Annotated in this window: 17 protein-coding genes and 1 pseudogene; 12 read left to right on the plus strand and 6 right to left on the minus strand. The window is 67.1% G+C overall.

The genetic code is table 11. From position 1 onward, the window contains the following. Positions 1 to 16: 16 nt before the first annotated feature. Positions 17 to 1,597: a Na+/H+ antiporter gene (locus tag BTE28158_RS04570; RefSeq protein WP_174919717.1), complete on the minus strand. Its 1,581-nt coding sequence runs from the start codon at positions 1,595 to 1,597 to the stop codon at positions 17 to 19. 10 nt (positions 1,598 to 1,607) lie between these two features. After that, positions 1,608 to 1,868, minus strand: coding sequence for a DUF1427 family protein (locus tag BTE28158_RS04575; protein ID WP_151051850.1), 261 nt, complete (start codon positions 1,866 to 1,868; stop codon positions 1,608 to 1,610). A 284-nt stretch (positions 1,869 to 2,152) separates the two neighbouring features. Between BTE28158_RS04575 and BTE28158_RS04580 the strand changes: the two genes are divergently transcribed. Beyond that, entirely contained in the window at positions 2,153 to 2,839 is a 687-nt protein-coding gene (locus BTE28158_RS04580; RefSeq protein WP_059606600.1) for a hydrolase, read from the plus strand. 18 nt (positions 2,840 to 2,857) lie between these two features. Here BTE28158_RS04580 and BTE28158_RS04585 read toward each other — a convergent pair whose 3' ends face one another. Further along, positions 2,858 to 3,781 carry a LysR family transcriptional regulator gene (locus BTE28158_RS04585; protein ID WP_151051848.1) on the minus strand — a complete coding sequence of 308 codons (924 nt, stop codon included), beginning with the start codon at positions 3,779 to 3,781 and terminating at the stop codon, positions 2,858 to 2,860. 113 nt (positions 3,782 to 3,894) lie between these two features. Here BTE28158_RS04585 and BTE28158_RS04590 point away from each other — a divergent pair, with 113 nt between their 5' ends. The 5 genes and pseudogenes from BTE28158_RS04590 to BTE28158_RS04610 all read left to right on the plus strand — a co-directional run bounded on the left by BTE28158_RS04590 (position 3,895) and on the right by BTE28158_RS04610 (position 7,512). Further along, positions 3,895 to 4,062, plus strand: a complete 168-nt coding sequence (locus BTE28158_RS04590; protein WP_151051847.1) for a DUF1427 family protein — start codon at positions 3,895 to 3,897, stop codon at positions 4,060 to 4,062. A gap of 130 nt (positions 4,063 to 4,192) precedes the next feature. Further along, a pseudogene (locus tag BTE28158_RS04595) lies at positions 4,193 to 4,350 on the plus strand (DoxX family protein); the annotation flags it as partial. A 53-nt stretch (positions 4,351 to 4,403) separates the two neighbouring features. Then, positions 4,404 to 5,318 (plus strand): VOC family protein, encoded by a 915-nt coding sequence (locus BTE28158_RS04600; RefSeq protein WP_151051845.1) that lies wholly within the window; start codon positions 4,404 to 4,406, stop codon positions 5,316 to 5,318. Then, the gene (locus BTE28158_RS04605) at positions 5,315 to 6,013 is read left to right on the plus strand and encodes a YoaK family protein (protein WP_124626571.1); all 699 of its coding nucleotides are present in this window, start codon (positions 5,315 to 5,317) and stop codon (positions 6,011 to 6,013) included. Before BTE28158_RS04600 ends, BTE28158_RS04605 begins: the two co-directional genes overlap by 4 nt. Beyond that, the gene (locus BTE28158_RS04610; RefSeq protein ID WP_151051843.1) at positions 6,010 to 7,512 is read left to right on the plus strand and encodes an alginate export family protein; all 1,503 of its coding nucleotides are present in this window, start codon (positions 6,010 to 6,012) and stop codon (positions 7,510 to 7,512) included. Before BTE28158_RS04605 ends, BTE28158_RS04610 begins: the two co-directional genes overlap by 4 nt. A 105-nt stretch (positions 7,513 to 7,617) precedes the next feature. Here the strand turns inward: BTE28158_RS04610 and BTE28158_RS04615 are convergent, their stop codons facing one another. Next, complete coding sequence (locus BTE28158_RS04615; protein WP_059606480.1) at positions 7,618 to 9,204, minus strand: acid phosphatase; 1,587 nt, start codon at positions 9,202 to 9,204, stop codon at positions 7,618 to 7,620. A 223-nt stretch (positions 9,205 to 9,427) separates the two neighbouring features. Between BTE28158_RS04615 and BTE28158_RS04620 the strand changes: the two genes are divergently transcribed. The 3 genes from BTE28158_RS04620 to BTE28158_RS04630 all read left to right on the plus strand — a co-directional run bounded on the left by BTE28158_RS04620 (position 9,428) and on the right by BTE28158_RS04630 (position 11,767). Next, positions 9,428 to 10,786, plus strand: a complete 1,359-nt coding sequence (locus tag BTE28158_RS04620) for a cytochrome-c peroxidase (RefSeq protein ID WP_174919719.1) — start codon at positions 9,428 to 9,430, stop codon at positions 10,784 to 10,786. 112 nt (positions 10,787 to 10,898) lie between these two features. Next, on the plus strand, positions 10,899 to 11,285 hold the full coding sequence (locus BTE28158_RS04625; protein ID WP_059606483.1) for a hypothetical protein: 387 nt from the start codon (positions 10,899 to 10,901) through the stop codon (positions 11,283 to 11,285). Positions 11,286 to 11,296: 11 nt separating this feature from the next. Continuing rightward, positions 11,297 to 11,767 (plus strand): NUDIX hydrolase, encoded by a 471-nt coding sequence (locus tag BTE28158_RS04630; protein ID WP_151051592.1) that lies wholly within the window; start codon positions 11,297 to 11,299, stop codon positions 11,765 to 11,767. Between the two features lie 119 nt (positions 11,768 to 11,886). On the opposite strand, the gene BTE28158_RS04635 is transcribed toward BTE28158_RS04630, so the two are convergent. Continuing rightward, positions 11,887 to 13,596, minus strand: coding sequence for a glutamine--tRNA ligase/YqeY domain fusion protein (locus BTE28158_RS04635; RefSeq protein WP_059606487.1), 1,710 nt, complete (start codon positions 13,594 to 13,596; stop codon positions 11,887 to 11,889). Positions 13,597 to 13,849: 253 nt separating this feature from the next. Here BTE28158_RS04635 and BTE28158_RS04640 point away from each other — a divergent pair, with 253 nt between their 5' ends. Together BTE28158_RS04640 and BTE28158_RS04645 are read left to right on the plus strand one after the other, a co-directional pair. Next, entirely contained in the window at positions 13,850 to 14,059 is a 210-nt protein-coding gene (locus BTE28158_RS04640) for an ornithine acetyltransferase (RefSeq protein ID WP_124626561.1), read from the plus strand. Between the two features lie 172 nt (positions 14,060 to 14,231). Continuing rightward, complete coding sequence (locus BTE28158_RS04645; RefSeq protein ID WP_151051594.1) at positions 14,232 to 14,780, plus strand: RBBP9/YdeN family alpha/beta hydrolase; 549 nt, start codon at positions 14,232 to 14,234, stop codon at positions 14,778 to 14,780. Positions 14,781 to 14,885: 105 nt separating this feature from the next. Here the strand turns inward: BTE28158_RS04645 and BTE28158_RS04650 are convergent, their stop codons facing one another. After that, on the minus strand, positions 14,886 to 16,106 hold the full coding sequence (locus tag BTE28158_RS04650) for a CaiB/BaiF CoA transferase family protein (RefSeq protein ID WP_059524072.1): 1,221 nt from the start codon (positions 16,104 to 16,106) through the stop codon (positions 14,886 to 14,888). 239 nt (positions 16,107 to 16,345) lie between these two features. On the opposite strand from BTE28158_RS04650, the gene alaS reads away from it, so the two are divergent. After that, positions 16,346 to 18,970, plus strand: coding sequence for an alanine--tRNA ligase (alaS, locus tag BTE28158_RS04655; RefSeq protein ID WP_124903748.1), 2,625 nt, complete (start codon positions 16,346 to 16,348; stop codon positions 18,968 to 18,970). The last annotated feature ends 97 nt before the right edge of the window (positions 18,971 to 19,067 follow it).

Genomic DNA, 19,067 nt, shown 5'->3' on the forward strand with positions numbered 1-19,067 from the left:
CAGGCATGGCCGGGCGTCACGGTTCGAGCAGGCGCTGCAGTCGCAGTTCCTCGAAATCCAGCTCGGATTCTATGCGGTGCAGCACCGCGTCGTCGACCCGGCCATCGCGATGCAGGTCGAGCAGCGCGTCGCGCGACACGCCGACCAGCTCGAGCTCGACGCGCAGCATCCGCGCGCGTACGTCCGCCGGTTGCGCGCCGTCGCGGTGCGCGTGCTCGTTGAACGCGACGCGGCTGCGGTATTCGGTCAGCAGCCGGTCGAGCGATGCACGTTCGAGGCCCGGGCCGCGCTGTTCGCGAGCATCGAGTTCGGCGAGCGCCGCGCCGAACGTGTACGCGCGCGCCGCATGCTCGGACATCGTGTGCCGCGCGGCCGGGCGCAGCTTCAGCACGCGGATCAGCGGCGCGAGCGTGCCGCCTTGCACCACCAGCGTCGCGATGATCAGCAGGAACGTGCTGAACAGGATCAGGTCGCGCCCGGGGAAGTCGTTCGGCAGCGCGATCGCGGCCGCGAGGCTCACGACCCCGCGCATGCCGGACCAGCCGAGCACGACGGCTTCGCGCCACGACCACGGCGCGTGGCCCGCGCGCGGCGCGCGCAGGCGGCCCGGCAGCCACATCGCGACGAACACCCACACGACGCGCGCGGCGATCGCGGCGGCCGTCGCCGGCAGCGCGACGCGCAGGCCGGCCATCAGCACCGCGCCTTCGTGGTTCACGCGCGCGAGGATCGCGTGCAGCGCGAGGCCGATCAGGATGAACACGAGCGCGTCGAGCACGAAGACGATCGCTTCCCAGGTCGCCTTCGCCTTGATCCGCATGTCGGCGTCGAACACGCGATGTTGGCGCACGCCGAGCACGAGGCCGCAGGTCACGACCGACAGCACCCCCGAGCCGTGCACGGCTTCCGCGATCCCGTAGCTGCCCCACGCCATCGCGAAGGTCACGACGATGCCGAGCATCGGCTCGCGCAGGCGCTGCAACACCCAGCACATCGCATGACCGCATGCGAGACCGACCGCGATGCCGATCAGCGTGAGCGAGAAGAACAGGCCGGTGGCGCTCGCGGTCGTGATGGTGACGGCGAGCGCGGCGGACACGGCCATCTGATACAGCAGCAGGCCCGACGCATCGTTGACGAGGCTTTCGCCTTCGAGCACCGCGACGAGCCGGGCGGGCAGCGGATGGCGCTGCAGGATCGCCTTCGCGGCGACGGCGTCGGGCGGCGACACGATCGCGCCGAGCGTGAAACACGCGGCCCACGGCAGCGCCGGATTGACCGCATGCACGGCGAGCGCGACCGCAACCGTCGTGAACGCCACCGCACCGAGCGCGAGCGACGCGATCGATCCGAGCTCGTGCCGGAATTCCTTCCATGCCGTATAGAAGCCGCTCGACATCAGCAGCGGCGGCAACACGGCCGCAAGCAGCAGCGCCGGGTCCATGTCGGGCACGCGCTTGCCGGCGACGGCCACCACGCAGCCGCCGAGCAGCAGCACGACGGCCGGTGGAATCGAGATCCGCTCCGCGAGCCACGTTAGCGCGCCGGCGCCGCAGATCAACAGCAGCAGGTAATGAAACAGTTCGACGTTGGTCATGAGCCTTGCATCACGACGGTTTGCGGTCGTTCGCGGCGCCGCCCGGCAGCGCGCCGAACATGTGCTGGCTGCATTGCGCATCGCGCCACGCGGTATTCAGCCCGTAGCCGGACAGCATCCGGCGCGCGAGCGGCAGGATCTGCTCGCCGGCCAGCATGCCGAGCAGGCCGAGGAGCGCGATGATCGGCGGCGCCGGCGAATTCACGCCGAGCGCGCCGTAGATGACGCCGGCGAGGATGCCTGCGAACAGCGACAGAAAATACGGTTTCATGATGAAAATCGTTCGTGATAGGCTGATCGGGGGGCGAAGGGCGCGTCTTCAACGTGCTGGAAGCGTATCGGGTTTACGTGTGGAACAAAAGGGCGGATAGCCCTTGAAGAGCCCCTTCTTTCGGAATTCGATCGATTCCATTTCTTGGATGTTCGAGCCGCGGCTTTTCCGATTAAATGCCTGCAACCGGAAGACGCAGATCCGGGGTAACGCACAGCCGGCTCCTCTCGGTTTCCGATCGAGGCAAGCCTCCCACGATTCCTGTTCAAAGGATGATTCGCGCCATGCGCAACCCGAAGCTTGAAGTCCTCACCCCCCAGAACAGCCAGTTGATCTTCATCGACCAGCAGCCGCAGATGGCATTCGGCGTGCAGTCGATCGATCGCCAGACGTTGAAGAACAACGTCGTCGGGCTCGCCAAGGCCGCGAAGGCGTTCAACATCCCGACCACGATCACGACCGTCGAAAGCGACAGCTTCTCGGGTTACACCTATCCCGAACTGCTCGACGTGTTCCCGAACCAGAAGACGCTCGAACGCACGTCGATGAACTCGTGGGACGACCAGAAGGTGCGCGATGCGCTGGCCGCGAACGGTCGCAAGAAGGTGGTCGTCTCGGGCCTGTGGACCGAAGTCTGCAATACGACGTTCGCGCTCTGCGCGATGCTCGAAGGCGACTACGAGATCTATATGGTGGCCGACGCGTCGGGCGGCACGTCGAAGGACGCGCACGACTTCGCGATGCAGCGGATGATCCAGGCCGGCGTCGTGCCCGTCACCTGGCAGCAGGTCGCGCTCGAGTGGCAGCGCGACTGGGCACGCCGCGAGACGTATGACGCCGTGATGGCGATCGCGAAGGAACATTCGGGTGCGTACGGCATGGGCGTCGACTACGCGTACACGATGGTCCACAAGGCCGCGCAGCGCACCGCGACGCCGCACGAGTCGATCCCGGCCGTGCCGGCGAAGTAACGGGCGCGGGCCGCCCGTTCAGACGGGCGGCAGAGCCCACGGCGCGTGCGACAGATGTTCGACGAGGAAGTCGAGCAATGCCGTCACGCGCGCGGCACGCAGCATGCCGGGTGGCGTGACGAGATTGACGTTGATGTCGGCGATTTTCCAGTCGTGCATGACTTCCTCGAGCTCGCCGCTTTGCAGCGCATCCCACACCAGGAATGTCGGCTGCAGCGCGAGACCGTGGCCTGCAAGCAGCGCGGGGCCAATGACGTCGGCGTTGTTGGTGCGGATGCGGCCGCGCACGGGTATGCCGATTTCGTCGTTCGACGCGGCATGGCGAAAGCGCCAGTAGTCGGGCGTCGGGATGTTCGTGTAGGTCAGGCACACGTGCTGGTCGAGTTCGCTCGGATGGGTCGGCCGGCCATGCCGGTCGAGATACGCAGGCGATGCGACGAGCGGCCGGCGCACCGCGCAGAGACGACGCGCCCGCAGCGAGGAATCGTTCAGCTCGGCGATCCGGATCGCGACGTCGAAACCGCCCGACACGATGTCGACGAAGTGGTCGGTCAGCACGAGGTCGATGTCGACGCGCGGGTAGCGTTCGAGAAACGTGGGCAGCACCGGTGCCAGGTGGTGCAGCCCGAACGACATCGGCGCGTTCACGCGCACGAGGCCGTGCGGTTCGAGCGCGTGCGCGGATGCCTCGCCCTCGATCAGCTCGGCGTCGGCGAGCAGCCGGATCGCGCGATCGCGCAGCAGTTCGCCGGTCGGCGTGAGCGACAGCTTGCGCGACGTGCGGTACAGCAGCATCGCGCCGAGGCGCTTTTCGAGGCGTGCGATCGCTTTCGACACCGTCGGTTGCGAGATGCCGAGCAGGTCGGCGGCCTTGGCGAACGAACCGGTCTCGGCGACGCGCGCGAAGATGGCCCAGGCTTCGAGATCGGGAAGATGTTGCATGGCTGGAGAGCGTGGCGGCGAAGTGAAGCGGACGGGGCGGCAACGGTTCGTGCAGCCGGCGCACCGCGCCCGGGCGGCAATGCGGCACATTCTAATTCAGTCGGGAAGGGCGTATGGAATCGTATCTGGCTTCATTGGGCGCGGGCGTGCTGGTCGGCGTCATATACAGCGTGATCAAGGTGCGCTCGCCCGCACCGCCGTTGATCGCGCTGGTCGGGCTGGCCGGCATGCTGATCGGCGTGGCGGTCGTCGCACCGGTCCGTCACTGGCTCGGTTTCTGATTGCATCGAGGACATATTGATGAGCGCAACCGAGTCCCAACCGGATCTGATCCTTCACGACGGAAGGTTCACGACGCTCGACCGCGCAAACCCGTCTGCGACCGCAGTGGCGATCACCGCGGGCCGCTTCGTCGCGATGGTCGTGGCGAACGATTTCTGGAACCGCTCGGGCGCCGAACATTTCATGGCGCTCAACAGCTTTTTCGAGCATCTTGGGTGATCGCGGCACTCGTGCTCGCGACCGTGCTCGACGATGCTCGGCCACCGGCCGGCGACGGCCTCGGGTGACCGGGATCGCCCGAGCCGCTGCACCATTTGATGAAACAACAAGGACATCCGTCATGAAAATCCTTCGTTCCGCGTTGCTGGCGCTTGCGGTTGCCAGCGGCCTCGTCGCCGCGCCTGCCGCGTTCGCGAAACCGCCCGTGCCGCCCGCCGTCGCGCCCACGGTTGCCGTCGGTCCGCAGTACGATACGACGCACGTGTGCGTGGCACCGGAAGATTTCGACCGCTTCACCGACAGCTTGGTCGCGACGTTCGGCGGCAAGAAGTCGAAGCAGGGCGTGTTCCAGGTCACGCCGACACCGAGCCAGACGATGTCGCAGCTCGTGTTGACGCCCGTCGGCACGATCTCGGTGTTCGGCTTCAAGACGCCGATCCCGTATCCGTTCTGCGCGGAGCGCACCGGCTATCTCGTCACGGACATGGATGTCGCCGTGAAGTCGGCGCGCGAGCATGGCGCCGACGTGATCATCGACACGTTCCCGGATCCCATCGGCCGCGATGCGGTCATTGCGTGGGCGGGCGGCGTGAAGATGCAGCTCTACTGGCATACGCAGGCGCCGAACTACGACGCGTTGCAGACGATCCCCGAGAACCGCGTCTACGTGTCGCCGCAAAGCGTACGCAAGTTCGTGCACGACTTCGTCAAGTTCTCGAAGGGCAAGGTGGTGTCGGACAACCTGAAGGCGCCGGGCATCGAGATCGGCCGGCCGAACGACACGTACCGCCGCATCCGCATCGAGTCGGGCTTCGGCAAGATGACCGTGCTCGTGACCGACGGCCATCTGCCTTACCCGTTCGGGCGCGAGATGACCGGCTACGACGTGCCCGATCTCGCCGCGACGCTGAAGAAGGCCGAAGCCGCGGGTGCGACCGTGCTCGTGCCGCCGTTCACGGCGGATGGGCGCGACGCTGCACTCGTGCAGTTCCCGGGCGGCTATGTCGCCGAGATCCATGCGAGCGCCGCGCGATGAAGCACGAAGACACGCTCCTTGCCGCGGTGGCCGGCTTCGTCGATACGCTGAGCTTCGTCGCGCTATTCGGGCTGTTCACCGCACACGTGACCGGCAACTTCGTGCTGATCGGCGCGGGCATCGCGGGCTTCGGCCAGGGTGTCGTGCTGAAGCTCAGCGTGTTTCCCGCGTTCGTGTGCGGCGTGATCGCGAGCAGCCTGATCGCGCGGTCGATGTCCGGGCGGCCCGCCTGGCAGGGTGCGCGCGCGCTGCACGCGGTGCAGGCCGTGCTGCTGCTCGGCTTCTGCGCGGCCGGCGTGTGGGCGACGCCCGTCACGCAGCCCGACGCGTTGCCGGCACTCGTGGCCGGCATTGTCGGTACGTTCGCGATGGGGGTGCAGAACGCGCATCCGCGCGTGATTCCGCGTGCGGGCGGCGTGCCGAATACGGTGATGACGGGCAACGTGACGCAGGCAATCCTCGATGTCGTCGACCTGCTGTCGGCCGGCACCGCAGACACCGCGCGCGCGGCGGCGCGGGCGCGCTTCGGCAAGATGCTGCCGGCGATCGTTGCGTTCGCGCTCGGCGCGGCGGGCGGTGCGCTCGGGTTCCGCCATGTCGGATTCCTGGCGCTGCTCGTACCCGTCGGCGTGCTTGCGATGCTCGCACTGTGTGCGGCGCAAGCGGCCGGACCGGCCACGCAGGAGCGCGCATGATCGCGCGGGAGCGGGGGAGTCAAGGGAGGCGCCACGGCCGCCGCTTCGAGCAGGCCGCGCGCTTGTCCATCGTCGCGGGCCTGCTGTTCGCGGGCGCCGACGCGGCGTTCGCGGAAACGGCGGCGACATCCACGTCGACTTCCACGTCGACATCGACACACGGTGACGCAACCGCTTCGACATGCACGGCGAAGCGGCCGACGGTGCTGTTCAACCGCTGGCAGGAAGACTGGTCGGTGCTGGCGAATCCGTGCGTGCCGCGCGCGCCGCTCGACGGGCTCAAATACATTCCGCTCGGCAATGATCCGGCCTCCTATCTGTCGCTCGGCGTGAACCTGCGCGAGCGGCTGGAGACCAACGACGCGCCGCTGTTCGGGATCGGCTCCGCGCAATCGGATACGTACCTGATCCAGCGCGTCGAAGTGCATGCCGATGCGCATCTGGGCCAGCACTGGCAGTTCTTCGTGCAGTTGCAGGACGACCGCGCATTCGGCAAGAACACGATCTCGCCGGTCGACAGGAACCCGCTCGATCTCGAACAGGCGTTCGCGACCTACACGGGCGCGCTCGGCGGTGGCACGTTCAAGTTCCGCGTCGGCCGGCAGGAAATGGCGTTCGACTTGCAGCGCTTCATTGCCACGCGCGACGGCCCGAACGTGAGGCAGGCGTTCGATGCAGTGTGGGCCGACTACGAATATCAGAAGTGGCGCTTCATCGGGTATGCGACGCAGCCCGTGCAGAACCGCACGGTGTCCGCGTTCGATGACGTGTCGAACCGCGACCTCACCTTCAGTGGCGTGCGCTTCGAGCGGCAGTCGGTCGGGCCGGGGGATCTGTCCGGCTACTGGTCGCGCTACAACCGCAGCAACGCACGTTTCCTCGATGCGAGCGGCCCCGAGCATCGTGACGTATGGGACTTGCGCTACACCGGCACGCAGGGCCGCTTCGACTTGGATCTCGAGACGATGCTGCAGACGGGGACGGTCGGTAACAACACGATCGGTGCGTGGGCCGTCGGCTCGATCGCCGGCTACAAGCTCGATGCGCCGTGGTCGCCGCGCATCGCGCTGCAGGTCGATGCGGCATCGGGCGACCGGCATCCGCACGATGGCCGCGTCGGCACCTTCAACCCGCTCTTTCCGAACGGTTATTACTTCACGCTTGCCGGCTACACGGGCTACTCGAACCTGATCCACGTGAAGCCGTCGGTGACGCTGAAGCCGTCGCCGAACCTGTCGCTGCTCGGTGCGCTCGGCTTCCAGTGGCGCGAGACCACCGGCGACGCCGTCTATCAGCAGCCGAACGTCGCGGTACCCGGCACGGCAGGCAAGGGCGGCCTGTGGACGGGGATGTACGTGCAGCTGCGTGCGGACTGGACGATCGCCGCGAACCTGATCGGCGCGGTCGAGGCCGTGCACTTCCAGGTCGGCGACGCGATCCGGCAGGCGGGCGGGCACAACGCGGACTACGCCGGCATCGAGCTGAAGTACGGCTGGTGACGCGGCCGCGCGGCACCGCGCGCGCATGAAAAAAGGGCGGCCGCGCGGGGCCGCCCTTCGTGCGTCCGGGCCGGCACCGCGGCCGGCCCGTTTGCCGCGATGGCGTTACAGGTTCGGCGACAGCGCGAGCGCGTTCGTCAGGTCGCCCATCGGCTGCGCGCCGTTCGCCTTCAGCGCGTCGTCGCGCTGCTGCAGGCCCGCGAGGCGCGGCAGCGAGAAGCGACGCGTGATGAAGCGCAGGATCGAACCCGTGTCGTACTGCGTATGGTCCACGAAACCCTTCTTCGCGAACGGCGACACGATCAGCGCCGGAATGCGGGTGCCGGGGCCCCAGCGATCGCCGCTCGGCGGCGCTGCGTGATCCCAGAAGCCGCCGTTTTCGTCGTACGTGACGACCACGACCATGTTCTTCCACTGCGGGCTGGCCTGCAGGTGCGCGATCACGTCCGCGATGTGCTGATCGCCGGAGGTGACGTCCGTGTACCCCGGGTGCTCGTTCAGGTTGCCCTGCGGCTTGTAGAACGTAACTTGCGGCAGCGTGCCCGCGTCGATCGCCTTGATGAAGTCCGCGCCGTTCGCGCCGCCGTCGAGCAGGTGCTGCGCGCGGCTCGCGGTGCCCGGTGCCTGGTTCGCGTAGTAGTTGAACGGCTGATGGTGCGGCTGGAAGTTCGGCGTCGAGAGGTCGGCGCCGTAGATCACGTTCGACGTGCCGTTCTGGCTCGCCTGCAGCGCCTGGCCCCATGCGCCGCTATACCATGCCCACGACACGTTTGCATTGGTCATCAGGTCGCCGATGTTGGTCGCCGTCTGCGGCGGCATCGTCGAAGGATTGGCCGGGTCGGCGAGCAGCGGGTCGCCGCCCGTGGCCGCCTTGTTACCGCTCGGCTGGTACGCCGGCTGCATCGTGTTGACACCGTAGAAGTCCGGCGTCAGTGCGCCGTCGTTGACGAACTTCGGCGGGCCGCTCAGCGCCGAGGCCGGCGAGTTCGCGGCGACTGCGAGCGACTTGCCGTCGGCGTTCAGGACTGCGATCTTGCCGGCCGCCGGACTCTTGTCGGCGTTCGCGTAGAACGGCGCGCACGCGCAGATCAGGTACTGGTGGTTCAGGAACGAGCCGCCGAACGCGCCCATGAAGAAGTTGTCGGCCAGCACGTATTGCTGCGCGATCTTCCACAGCGGCAGCTTCGACGGATCCGGCGTGTAGTGGCCCATCGTCAGGCCGCCCGCATCGGTCCATGCGGCATACATGTCGTTCTTGCCGCCGTCGATCTGCATCTGGTCCTGGTAGAAGCGGTGCACGATGTCGCGCGTCGCGATGCTCATCGACTGGTTGAAGCCGTTGGGATCGTCGATCGCGAACGGTGCGTTCGGCAGGTTCGCCGTCATCGCTTCGGTGACCGCGGGCGTGATGCCGGTTGCGGTCAGGCCACCCCAGACCTTCGGCAGCGTCGCCATCGTCGAGCCGTCGCGATCCTTCTGCACCGAGTTCGCAGCCGTTGCGTTCTGCAGACCGTTCGCGCCCGGGAAGTTGCCGTAGAGGTTGTCGAAGCTGCGGTTTTCCGCGTAGATCACGACGACGTTCTTGACGGCCGACAGGCCTTGCTGCGTGACATCGTCGCCGCCGCAGGCGGTCAGGCTGAGCGCGGCCGCGAGGGCGATCGGCGTGTAGCGAATCCAGGCGTGCTTCTTCATGCGATGTTCTCTCTCTTTCGTCGTTTGTCGCGTGTGGGAACCGGGTTGGCGTCGGGCCGGCGCAGGAACCACGGGGCACCAACCGGCTGCGCGCATTATCTGAAACCCGTTTGACAGCCGGGTGTAGGGGCGCTTTCAATTGACTGTCGGTCGAACGTCATGCACCGGTCACGGAACTGACATAAGCTCCGGCCGATTGCCCACCGCTACAAGAAGAACGACGATGCACAGCCTTCTGAAATCCTTCGCGTTCGCGCGATCGTTGATCCCCGCCGCGGCGACGCTCGCGCTGATGGGCGGGCTCGCGCCGCTCGCCGGCTGCGATGCGCGGCCCGGTGCGAACGCGCAGGCGGTCTCCGTCGTGTCGGCGGCACAAGCCGCCCCGGCCGCCCCGGCCACCCCGGCGGTCGCGCCGGCCAGCCAGCCGCAGACACGCGCGCAGGTATTCGAGGGCGTGAAGCAGATGACGGCGCTCGGCAAGCAGTTGTTCTTCGATCCGTCGCTGTCCGGCTCCGGCAAGCTCGCATGCGCGTCGTGTCATAGCGCCGAGCATGCGTTCGGTCCGCCGAACGCGCTGTCGGTGCAGCTCGGCGGCGACGACATGCATCGCATGGGCTTTCGCGCGGTGCCGTCGCTGAAGTACGTGCGCGGCATTCCGCCATTCACCGAGCACTTCCACGATTCGCCCGACGAAGGCGACGAAAGCATCGATGCAGGCCCGACCGGTGGATTGACCTGGGACGGTCGCGTCGACACGCGCGATGCGCAGGCGCGTATTCCCCTCACGTCGCCATTCGAGATGAGCAGCTCGCCGGCGCGGGTCGCGAAGGCGGTGCGTGCCGCGCCCTATGCCGACGCGTTCCGCAAGGCATTCGGCGATCGGGTCCTCGGCGACGACCAGGCGACGTTCGGCGCGGTGCTGCGTGCGCTCGACGCATTCCAGCAGCAGCCGGCATTGTTCGATCCGTACACGAGCAAGTACGACGCGTATCTGGCCGGCCACGCGCAACTCACGCCCGCCGAGTTGCACGGGCTGCAGCTGTTCAACGACGAGAAGAAGGGCAACTGCGCGAGCTGTCACGTGAGCCAGCGCACGCTCGAAGGGGGGCCGCCGCAGTTCAGCGATTTCGGCCTGATCGCGATCGCTGTGCCGCGCAACCGCGCGCTGCCGGTCAATCGCGATCCGCGCTTCCACGATCTCGGCGCGTGCGGCCCCGAGCGCACTGACCTGAAGGGCCGCGACGAATTCTGCGGGCTGTTCCGCACACCGTCGCTGCGCAACGTCGCGTTGCGCAAGACGTTCTTCCACAACGGCGTGTATCACTCGCTCGAGGACGTGATGCGCTTCTATGTCGAGCGCGACATCCATCCCGAGAAGTTCTATCCGGTCGTGCACGGCAAGGTGCAGGTGTATGACGACCTGCCGAAGCGCTACTGGCCGAACATCAACCGCGAGCCGCCGTTCGACCGCAAGCGCGGCGACGCCCCCGCGCTGAACGCGGCCGAGATCAAGGACGTGATCGCGTTCCTGAACACGCTGACCGACGGATATCAACCGGCGGCCACGTCGGCCGCGCGCTAGAACACGGGCCTTGCGGCACGCATGCTATGCTCGCTGGCTGACGGGCGTGGCGCGTGCCGGGTCGCCGGCCGCGCGCCACGCCGTTCGATCGAACATCCAAGGAGAACAACACATGTCGATGCGTGCATCCCTTTCCGTCGTCACGCGCGTGCTGGCCGGCGCCGCGTGCGCAGCCGCGATGCTGCCCGCCCACGCGCAAAGCAACCTGGGCTTCCTGAACGACACGCCGCTGACCTACTTCAGCAAGACCGACCGCGCGTCGCTGGCCAAGGCCGTCGTGCAGGTGCGCGACGAAGGCAAGGACGGCGAGACCACGACGTGGCAGAGCAGCGGCCGCGGCACGCAGATCGACGCGAAGCTCACGCCGTCGACGTCCGAGAACGACGGCAAGACCTGCCGCGAAATCGCCACCGACATTACCGCGAAGGGCCAGACGATGACGCTCAAGCCCGTCTACTGCAAGACCGCCGCGGGCAAGTGGCAGCTGCAGAAGCGCTGAGCGCGCGAGCAATGAAGCGCAGCGGTGCGCGGCGCACGGTATCGTGCGGCGTCGTGATTCTCGACGGGGCCGGCCGCGTGTTCCTCGCGCACGCGACGGATACCACGCACTGGGACATCCCGAAGGGGCAGGGCGAGCCCGGCGAGTCACCGGCCGACGCGGCGCTGCGGGAGTTGCGCGAGGAAACCGGCATCGAACTCGCGGCGGCGCGGCTGCTCGATCTCGGCCGCTTCGCATATCGTCACGACAAGGACCTGCACCTGTTCGCGGTGCGGGTCGCGGACGACGAGATCGATCCCGCGCACTGCACGTGCACGTCGATGTTCCCGAGCCGTCGCGACGGCTCGCCGATTCCCGAGATGGACGCGTATCGCTGGACCGCGCCCGGCGACGTCGACGCATATGCGAGCCGCAGCCTCGCGCGGTTGTTTCGCACGACGCTGTCGCTCGCGGATCTGCACCGGCGACTGGCGGGCGCGTGAGCGCTGCCGCGTCGATTCCGACGATCCCGCGCGCGCAATAAAAAACCGGCCCGAAGGCCGGTTTTTTTATCGCTACGCGACGCCGGCCCGGAGCCGCGCGCCGTGCATGGAGCAGGCCGTCAGGCCGGCTTGCCCCAGCTGTCACGCAGCCCGACGATCCGGTTGAACACGGGCTTGCCCGGTTTCGAATCGACGCGGTCGGCGACGAAATAGCCGTGACGCTCGAACTGGAGGCGCGTTTCCGGCGCAACGTCGCCGGCGCCTGGTTCGACGTAGGCCTGCGTGACCTTCTTCGAATCCGGATTCAGCGCCTCGAGGAAGTTCGCACCGCCCGCGTCCGGATGCGGCTCCTTGAACAGCCGGTCGTAGATCCGGACTTCGGCCGCCTGCGCATGCTTCACGCTGACCCAGTGGATGTTGCCCTTGACCTTGTAGGTGTTCGCGCCTTCGGTGCCCGACTTGCTGTCCGGGAAATAGTTGCAGTGCACGGCCGTCACGTTGCCGTCGGCGTCCTTGTCGAAGCCCGTGCACTCGATCACGTAGCCGTAGCGCAGGCGCACCTTGTTGCCCGGGAACAGGCGGAAATAACCCTTCGGCGGGTTCTCGACGAAGTCCTCGCGTTCGATCCACAGCTCGCGCGAGATCGGGAACGTGCGCACGCCGCGCTCCGGGTGATGCGGATGCACGGGCGCCGTGCACGCTTCTTCCTGGCCTTCCGGATAGTTGTCGATCACGAGCTTCAGCGGATCGAGCACCGCGACCGTACGCGCCGCCTTGTCGTCGAGGTCGTCGCGCAGCGCGCCTTCGAAGATGCTCATGTCGATCCACGAATCGATCTTCGTCACGCCGATCCGCTCGCAGAACAAGTGGATGCTCTCCGGCGTGAAGCCGCGGCGTCGCACGCCGACGATCGTCGGCATGCGCGGGTCGTCCCAGCCGTCGACGTGGCCTTCGGTGACGAGCTGCAGCAGCTTGCGCTTGCTGGTGATCGCGTACGTGAGGTTCAGCCGCGAGAATTCGATTTGCTGCGGCAGCGGGCGCGTGAACACGCCGGCTTCCGCGAGTTCGTTCAGCACCCAGTCGTACAGCGGGCGGTGATCCTCGAACTCGAGTGTGCACAGCGAATGCGTGATGCCTTCGAGCGCATCCGAGATGCAGTGCGTGTAGTCGTACATCGGATACACGCACCACGCGTCGCCGGTGCGGTAGTGGTGCGCGTAGCGGATCCGGTAGATCACCGGATCGCGCATGTTCATGTTCGGCGAAGCCATGTCGATCTTCGCGCGCAGCACGTGCTCGCCTTCCTTGAACTCGCCGGCCTTCATGCGGCGGAACAGGTCGAGGTTTTCCTCGGGCGAACGGTCGCGGAACGGCGACGGCTTGCCGCCTTCGGTCAGCGAGCCGCGGTTCGCGCGCATTTCCTCGGCGCTCTGGCTGTCGACGTATGCCTTGCCGCGCTGGATCAGCAACTCGGCGAATTCGTACAGCTTGTCGTAGTAGTCGCTCGCGAAATACTGGTGATCGACCGCATCCTTGCGCCAGTCGAAGCCGAGCCAGCGGACCGCGTCGACGATCGAGTCGACGTACTCGACGCTTTCCTTTTCCGGGTTCGTGTCGTCGAAGCGCAGGTGGCACACGCCGCCGTAGTCGCGCGCGACGCTGAAGTTCAGGCAGATGCTCTTGGCATGGCCGATGTGCAGATAGCCGTTCGGCTCGGGCGGAAAGCGCGTCTCGACGCGGCCGCCCCATTTGCCGGTGCGGTTGTCGTCGTCGATGATGTTGCGGATGAAATTGGAAGCCGCGGGGGCGTCGTTGCGTTCGGTGCTCATGCGGTTGGCGTCAGGTTGTGTCGGCGCGTCGCGCCGGGGTAATCCCGCAATTCTACCTGACCGGGGTCCGTCCCGCGCGGGTTGCGCCACCGGGCGGGCGGTTCGCGGCGCGGAACCGCAATATCTCGATTGTGTGTCGGCTGTAACACGACGTAAATCGGATTGCCCGGCGCATTCGGCTTTTCCTATGATGGCTTTTACCGATTCAATGCCGCCATTCGTATTTTTTGCTGGCGGGAGGACACCAACAATCATGATGAAGAAGACCACTTTTCTCGTTCGTACCGCGGTAATCGTCGCGGCCCTGTCGCAGCTCGGCGCATGCGCGATGACGACGACGCAGCGTAATGCAGGTATCGGCGCGGCCGCGGGCGGCGCGCTGGGCTACCTGATCACGGGCGGCCCGGTCGGCACGGTTGCCGGCGCCGCGGCGGGTGGCCTGGTCGGCGCCGGCGTGCGCTGATCGAAGCCGGCGCGCGTGAGCGCCGGCTGGTCGTGACGGTATTGCCGCAGCGTCACGGCCCGTTTCTGCTTCGCACATCCATTCCGCGATTCGACAGGCAGCATCAGGGAGGAGCGGGTGTGCGACACTTCGTCGACGTTACATAACGACTTCATTCGTCGACGAACCATCCATGAGCGATTCTCTTGTTTTCGTGCTGCCGGGCTACGGCAACTCCGGTCCGCTCCACTGGCAAAGCCGTTGGGAGCGCGCCGACGCGCGTTTCGTGCGCGTCGCGATGCCCGACTGGAACAGTGCGTTCCGCAACGCCTGGTGTCTCGCGCTCGACCGCTCGATCGAGACCGCACCGGGCCCCGTGACGATCGCCGCGCACAGCCTCGGCACGTTGACCACCGCGTGGTGGGCGACGCGCTACGCGCGGCCGGCCGCGCTCGCGAAGGTGCGCGGTGCGTTGCTCGTCGCGTTGCCCGATCCGGCCGGGCGGGCGTTTCCGGCCGACGCGCACGGCTTCGGACCGGTGCCGCATGAGCGGCTGTCGTTTCCGACCTGCGTGGTTGCAAGCAGCGACGATCCGTACGGCTCGATCGCGTTCGCGCGCGGCTGCGCGGATGCGTGGGGCAGCGCCTTCCATGACCTGGGCCCGCGCGGCCACATCAACGCGGACAGCGGACTCGGCGACTGGCCCGACGCGCGAGGCTGGCTCGATGCGCTCGCGCGCTAGTGGTTAGCTGCTAACCGCCGGTCCATCGAGCCGTCAGCGTCCGCCAGCGCTCGGGCACGCCGCGTGCCCCCGGAAGACGCTGCGGCGCACTCGTCCCGGGTCGGTTCAGATCGCCTGTTTCGCCTTCAGCGCCGCAATCCGAGCCTCGTCGTAGCCGAGCATGTCGCGCAGTACGTCTTCCGTCTGCGCGCCGAGCAGCGGCGGGGCGGTGCGCGCATCGGGCGGCGTCGCGCTCATCCGGATCGGATTGCGCACGAGCTTCACGTCCGCGCCGCACGGGTGCGGCAGCGACACCTGCATCCCGCGCGCGACCACCTGCTCGTTGTCGAACACCTCGTCGAGCTCGTTGATCGGCCCGCACGGCACGCCGGCCGCTTCGAGCGCGCCGATCCAGTCTGCCTTGCCGCGCGTCTTCACCATCTCGGCGAGGATCGGCACCAGCGTATCGCGATGGCGCACGCGCGACGGGTTGGTCGCGAACCGTTCGTCGTCGGCCAGCTCGGGCCGGCCGCCGGCCTCGACGAACTTGCGGAACTGCCCGTCGTTGCCGACCGCGACGATGATCCAGCCGTCGCTCGTCTGGAACGTCTGGTACGGCACGATGTTCGGGTGCGCGTTGCCCCAGCGCACCGGCGGCTTGCCGCTCGCGAGGAAGTTGGTGTTCATGTTCGCGAGCAGCGCGACCTGCACGTCGAGCAGCGCCATGTCGATGTACTGGCCTTCGCCCGTCCGGTCGCGGTGCGCAAGCGCGGCGAGTACCGCGATCGTCGAGTAGAGGCCCGTCGCGAGATCGGCGATCGCGACGCCGGCCTTCTGCGGGCCGCCGCCCGGCTCGCTGTCGCGCTCGCCGGTGATGCTCATGAATCCGCCGATTCCCTGGACGATGAAGTCGTAGCCCGCGCGGTGCGCGTACGGGCCTGTCTGGCCAAAGCCCGTGACCGAGCAGTAGACGAGATCGGGTTTCACCGCGCGCAGCGATTCGTAATCGAGCCCGTACTTCTTCAACTGCCCGACCTTGTAGTTCTCGAGCACGACGTCGCTCTGCGCGGCGAGCTCGCGCACGATCTGCTGGCCTTCCGGCGTCGCGATGTCGACCGTCACCGAGCGCTTGTTGCGGTTCGCCGCGAGATAGTACGCGGCCTCCGCCGTATCGTCGCCGTTCGCGTCCTTCAGGTACGGCGGCCCCCAGTGGCGCGTGTCGTCGCCGGCGCCGGGGCGCTCGACCTTGATTACGTCCGCGCCGAAGTCGGCGAGCGTCTGCGCGCACCACGGGCCCGCGAGCACGCGGGTCAGGTCAAGCACGCGGATATGGCTCAAGGCACCCATCGTCGAATCGTCTCCTTTCATGGCTCGCCTGGCCGGGGCAAGGCGGATTGGCATGCCGAGCATCTTAAGGCGAATCGGCCGCACGGGTGGCCCAGGCCGGTCGTCCGCCGCGCCGGGCCGCTGCCGTCTGGGGCGCCGGTCTGTATCGTATAATCGATCGTTTACGATATTTGCCCGCCGTGCGTCCGCGAGGACGGCCGGCGTTTGAAGCCGTCTCAGCCAGACATTCCCCGCACGCCATGAAAGCTGCCGAAATCCGCGAGAAATTCCTCAAATTCTTCGAATCGAAGGGCCACACGATCGTCCGCTCGTCGAGCCTCGTGCCCGGTAACGACCCCACGCTGATGTTCACGAACTCGGGCATGGTCCAGTTCAAGGACGTGTTCCTCGGCACGGACCCGCGTCCGTACTCGCGCGCCACCACGGCGCAGCGCAGCGTGCGCGCGGGCGGCAAGCACAACGACCTCGAGAACGTCGGCTACACGGCGCGCCACCACACGTTCTTCGAGATGCTCGGCAATTTCTCGTTCGGCGACTACTTCAAGCATGACGCGATCAAGTTCGCGTGGGAACTGCTGACCACGGTCTACCAGCTGCCGAAGGAAAAGCTGTGGGTCACCGTCTACCAGGAAGACGACGAAGCCTACGACATCTGGGCGAAGGAAGTCGGCGTGCCGACCGAGCGGATCATCCGCATCGGCGACAACAAGGGCGCGCGCTACGCGTCGGACAACTTCTGGACGATGGGTGACACGGGCCCGTGCGGCCCGTGCACGGAAATCTTCTACGACCACGGCCCGGACGTCTGGGGTGGTCCGCCGGGATCGCCGGAAGAAGACGGCGACCGCTACATCGAGATCTGGAACCTCGTGTTCATGCAGTTCAACCGCGACGCGCAGGGCAACATGACGCGCCTGCCGAAGCAGTCGGTCGACACCGGCATGGGCCTCGAGCGTCTCGCCGCGGTGCTGCAGCACGTGCATAGCAACTACGAGATCGACCTGTTCCAGAACCTGATCAAGGCCGCCGCGCGCGTGACCGAGATCAGCGACCTGAACAACAACTCGCTGAAGGTGATCGCCGATCACATCCGCGCGTGCTCGTTCCTGATCGTCGACGGCGTGATCCCCGGCAACGAAGGCCGCGGCTACGTGCTGCGCCGCATCGTGCGCCGCGCGATCCGCCACGGCTACAAGCTCGGCCGCAAGGGCTCGTTCTTCCACAAGCTGGTGGCCGACCTCGTCGCCGAAATGGGCGCCGCGTATCCGGAACTGAAGGAAGCCGAGCAGCGCGTGACGGACGTGCTGCGTCAGGAAGAAGAGCGCTTCTTCGAGACGATCGAACACGGGATGTCGATCCTCGAGGCCGCGCTGGCGGATGTCGAGGCGAAGGGCGGCAAGGTGCTCGACGGCGAACTCGCGTTCAAGCTGCACGACACCTACGGCTTCCCGCTCGACCTCACGGCCGACGTGTGCCGCGAGCGCGGGATGACGGTCGACGAGCCGGCGTTCGACGACGCGATGGCGCGCCAGCGCGAGCAGGCGCGCGCGGCCGGCAAGTTCAAGGCCACGCAGGGCCTCGAATACTCGGGCGCGAAGACCACCTTCCACGGCTATGAGGAAATCGCGTTCGACGACGCGAAGGTCGTCGCGCTGTACGTCGACGGTTCGGCCGTCAACGAAGTGAAGCACGGCCAGGACGCGGTCGTCGTGCTCGACCACACGCCGTTCTACGCGGAATCGGGCGGCCAGGTCGGCGACCAGGGCGTGCTCGCGAACGCCGCGACGCGCTTCGCGGTGGCCGACACGCTGAAGGTGCAGGCCGACGTGATCGGCCACCACGGCACGCTCGAACAGGGCACGCTGAAGATCGGCGACGTGCTGCGCGCGGAAATCGACGCGCACCGCCGCGCGCGCACCCAGCGCAACCACTCGGCCACCCACCTGATGCACAAGGCGCTGCGTGAAGTGCTCGGCGCGCACGTGCAGCAGAAGGGTTCGCTCGTCGACGCGGAGAAAACCCGCTTCGACTTCGCGCACAACGCGCCGATGACCGACGATGAAATCCGTCGCGTCGAGCAGATCGTCAACAACGAAATCCTCGCGAACGCGCCGGGCATCGTGCGCGTGATGCCGTATGACGAAGCGGTGAAGGGCGGCGCGATGGCGCTGTTCGGCGAGAAGTACGGCGACGAAGTGCGCGTGCTCGACCTCGGCTTCTCGCGCGAACTGTGCGGCGGCACGCACGTGCACCGTACCGGCGATATCGGCTTCTTCAAGATCGTCGTCGAAGGCGGCGTCGCGGCCGGCATCCGCCGCGTCGAGGCGATCACCGGTGACAACGCGGTGCGCTATGTGCAGGAGCTCGACGCCCGCGTGAACCAGGCGGCGGCGGCGCTGAAGGCACAGCCGTCGGAGCTCACGCAGCGCATCGCGCAGGTGCAGGACCAGGTGAAGTCGCTCGAGAAGGAACTGGGCGCGCTGAAGTCGAAGCTCGCATCGAGCCAGGGTGATGAACTCGCGCAGCAGGCCGTCGAAATTGGCGGTGTGTACGTGCTCGCGGCGACGCTCGACGGTGCCGACGCGAAGACGCTGCGCGAAACGGTCGACAAGCTGAAGGACAAGCTGAAGAGCGCGGCGATCGTGCTCGCGGCCGTCGAAGGCGGCAAGGTCAGCCTGATCGCGGGCGTCACGCCGGACGCGAGCAAGAAGGTCAAGGCCGGCGAGCTCGTGAACTTCGTCGCGCAGCAGGTGGGCGGCAAGGGCGGTGGCCGTCCGGACATGGCACAGGCAGGCGGCACGGAACCGGCGAACCTGCCGGGCGCGCTGGCAGGCGTCAAGGGCTGGGTTGAAGAGCGTCTTTGATCGGCATGGCTGATGCGATGCGGTCTTGCTGACCCCGTCGCAGCGCACGAGAAAACGACCCGATCGGCGGTGGCCGGTCGGGTCGTTTTGTTTTTGC

Origin of the sequence: Burkholderia diffusa, from assembly GCF_902499115.1 — a bacterium.
Classification (GTDB): Bacteria; Pseudomonadota; Gammaproteobacteria; order Burkholderiales; family Burkholderiaceae; genus Burkholderia; species Burkholderia diffusa.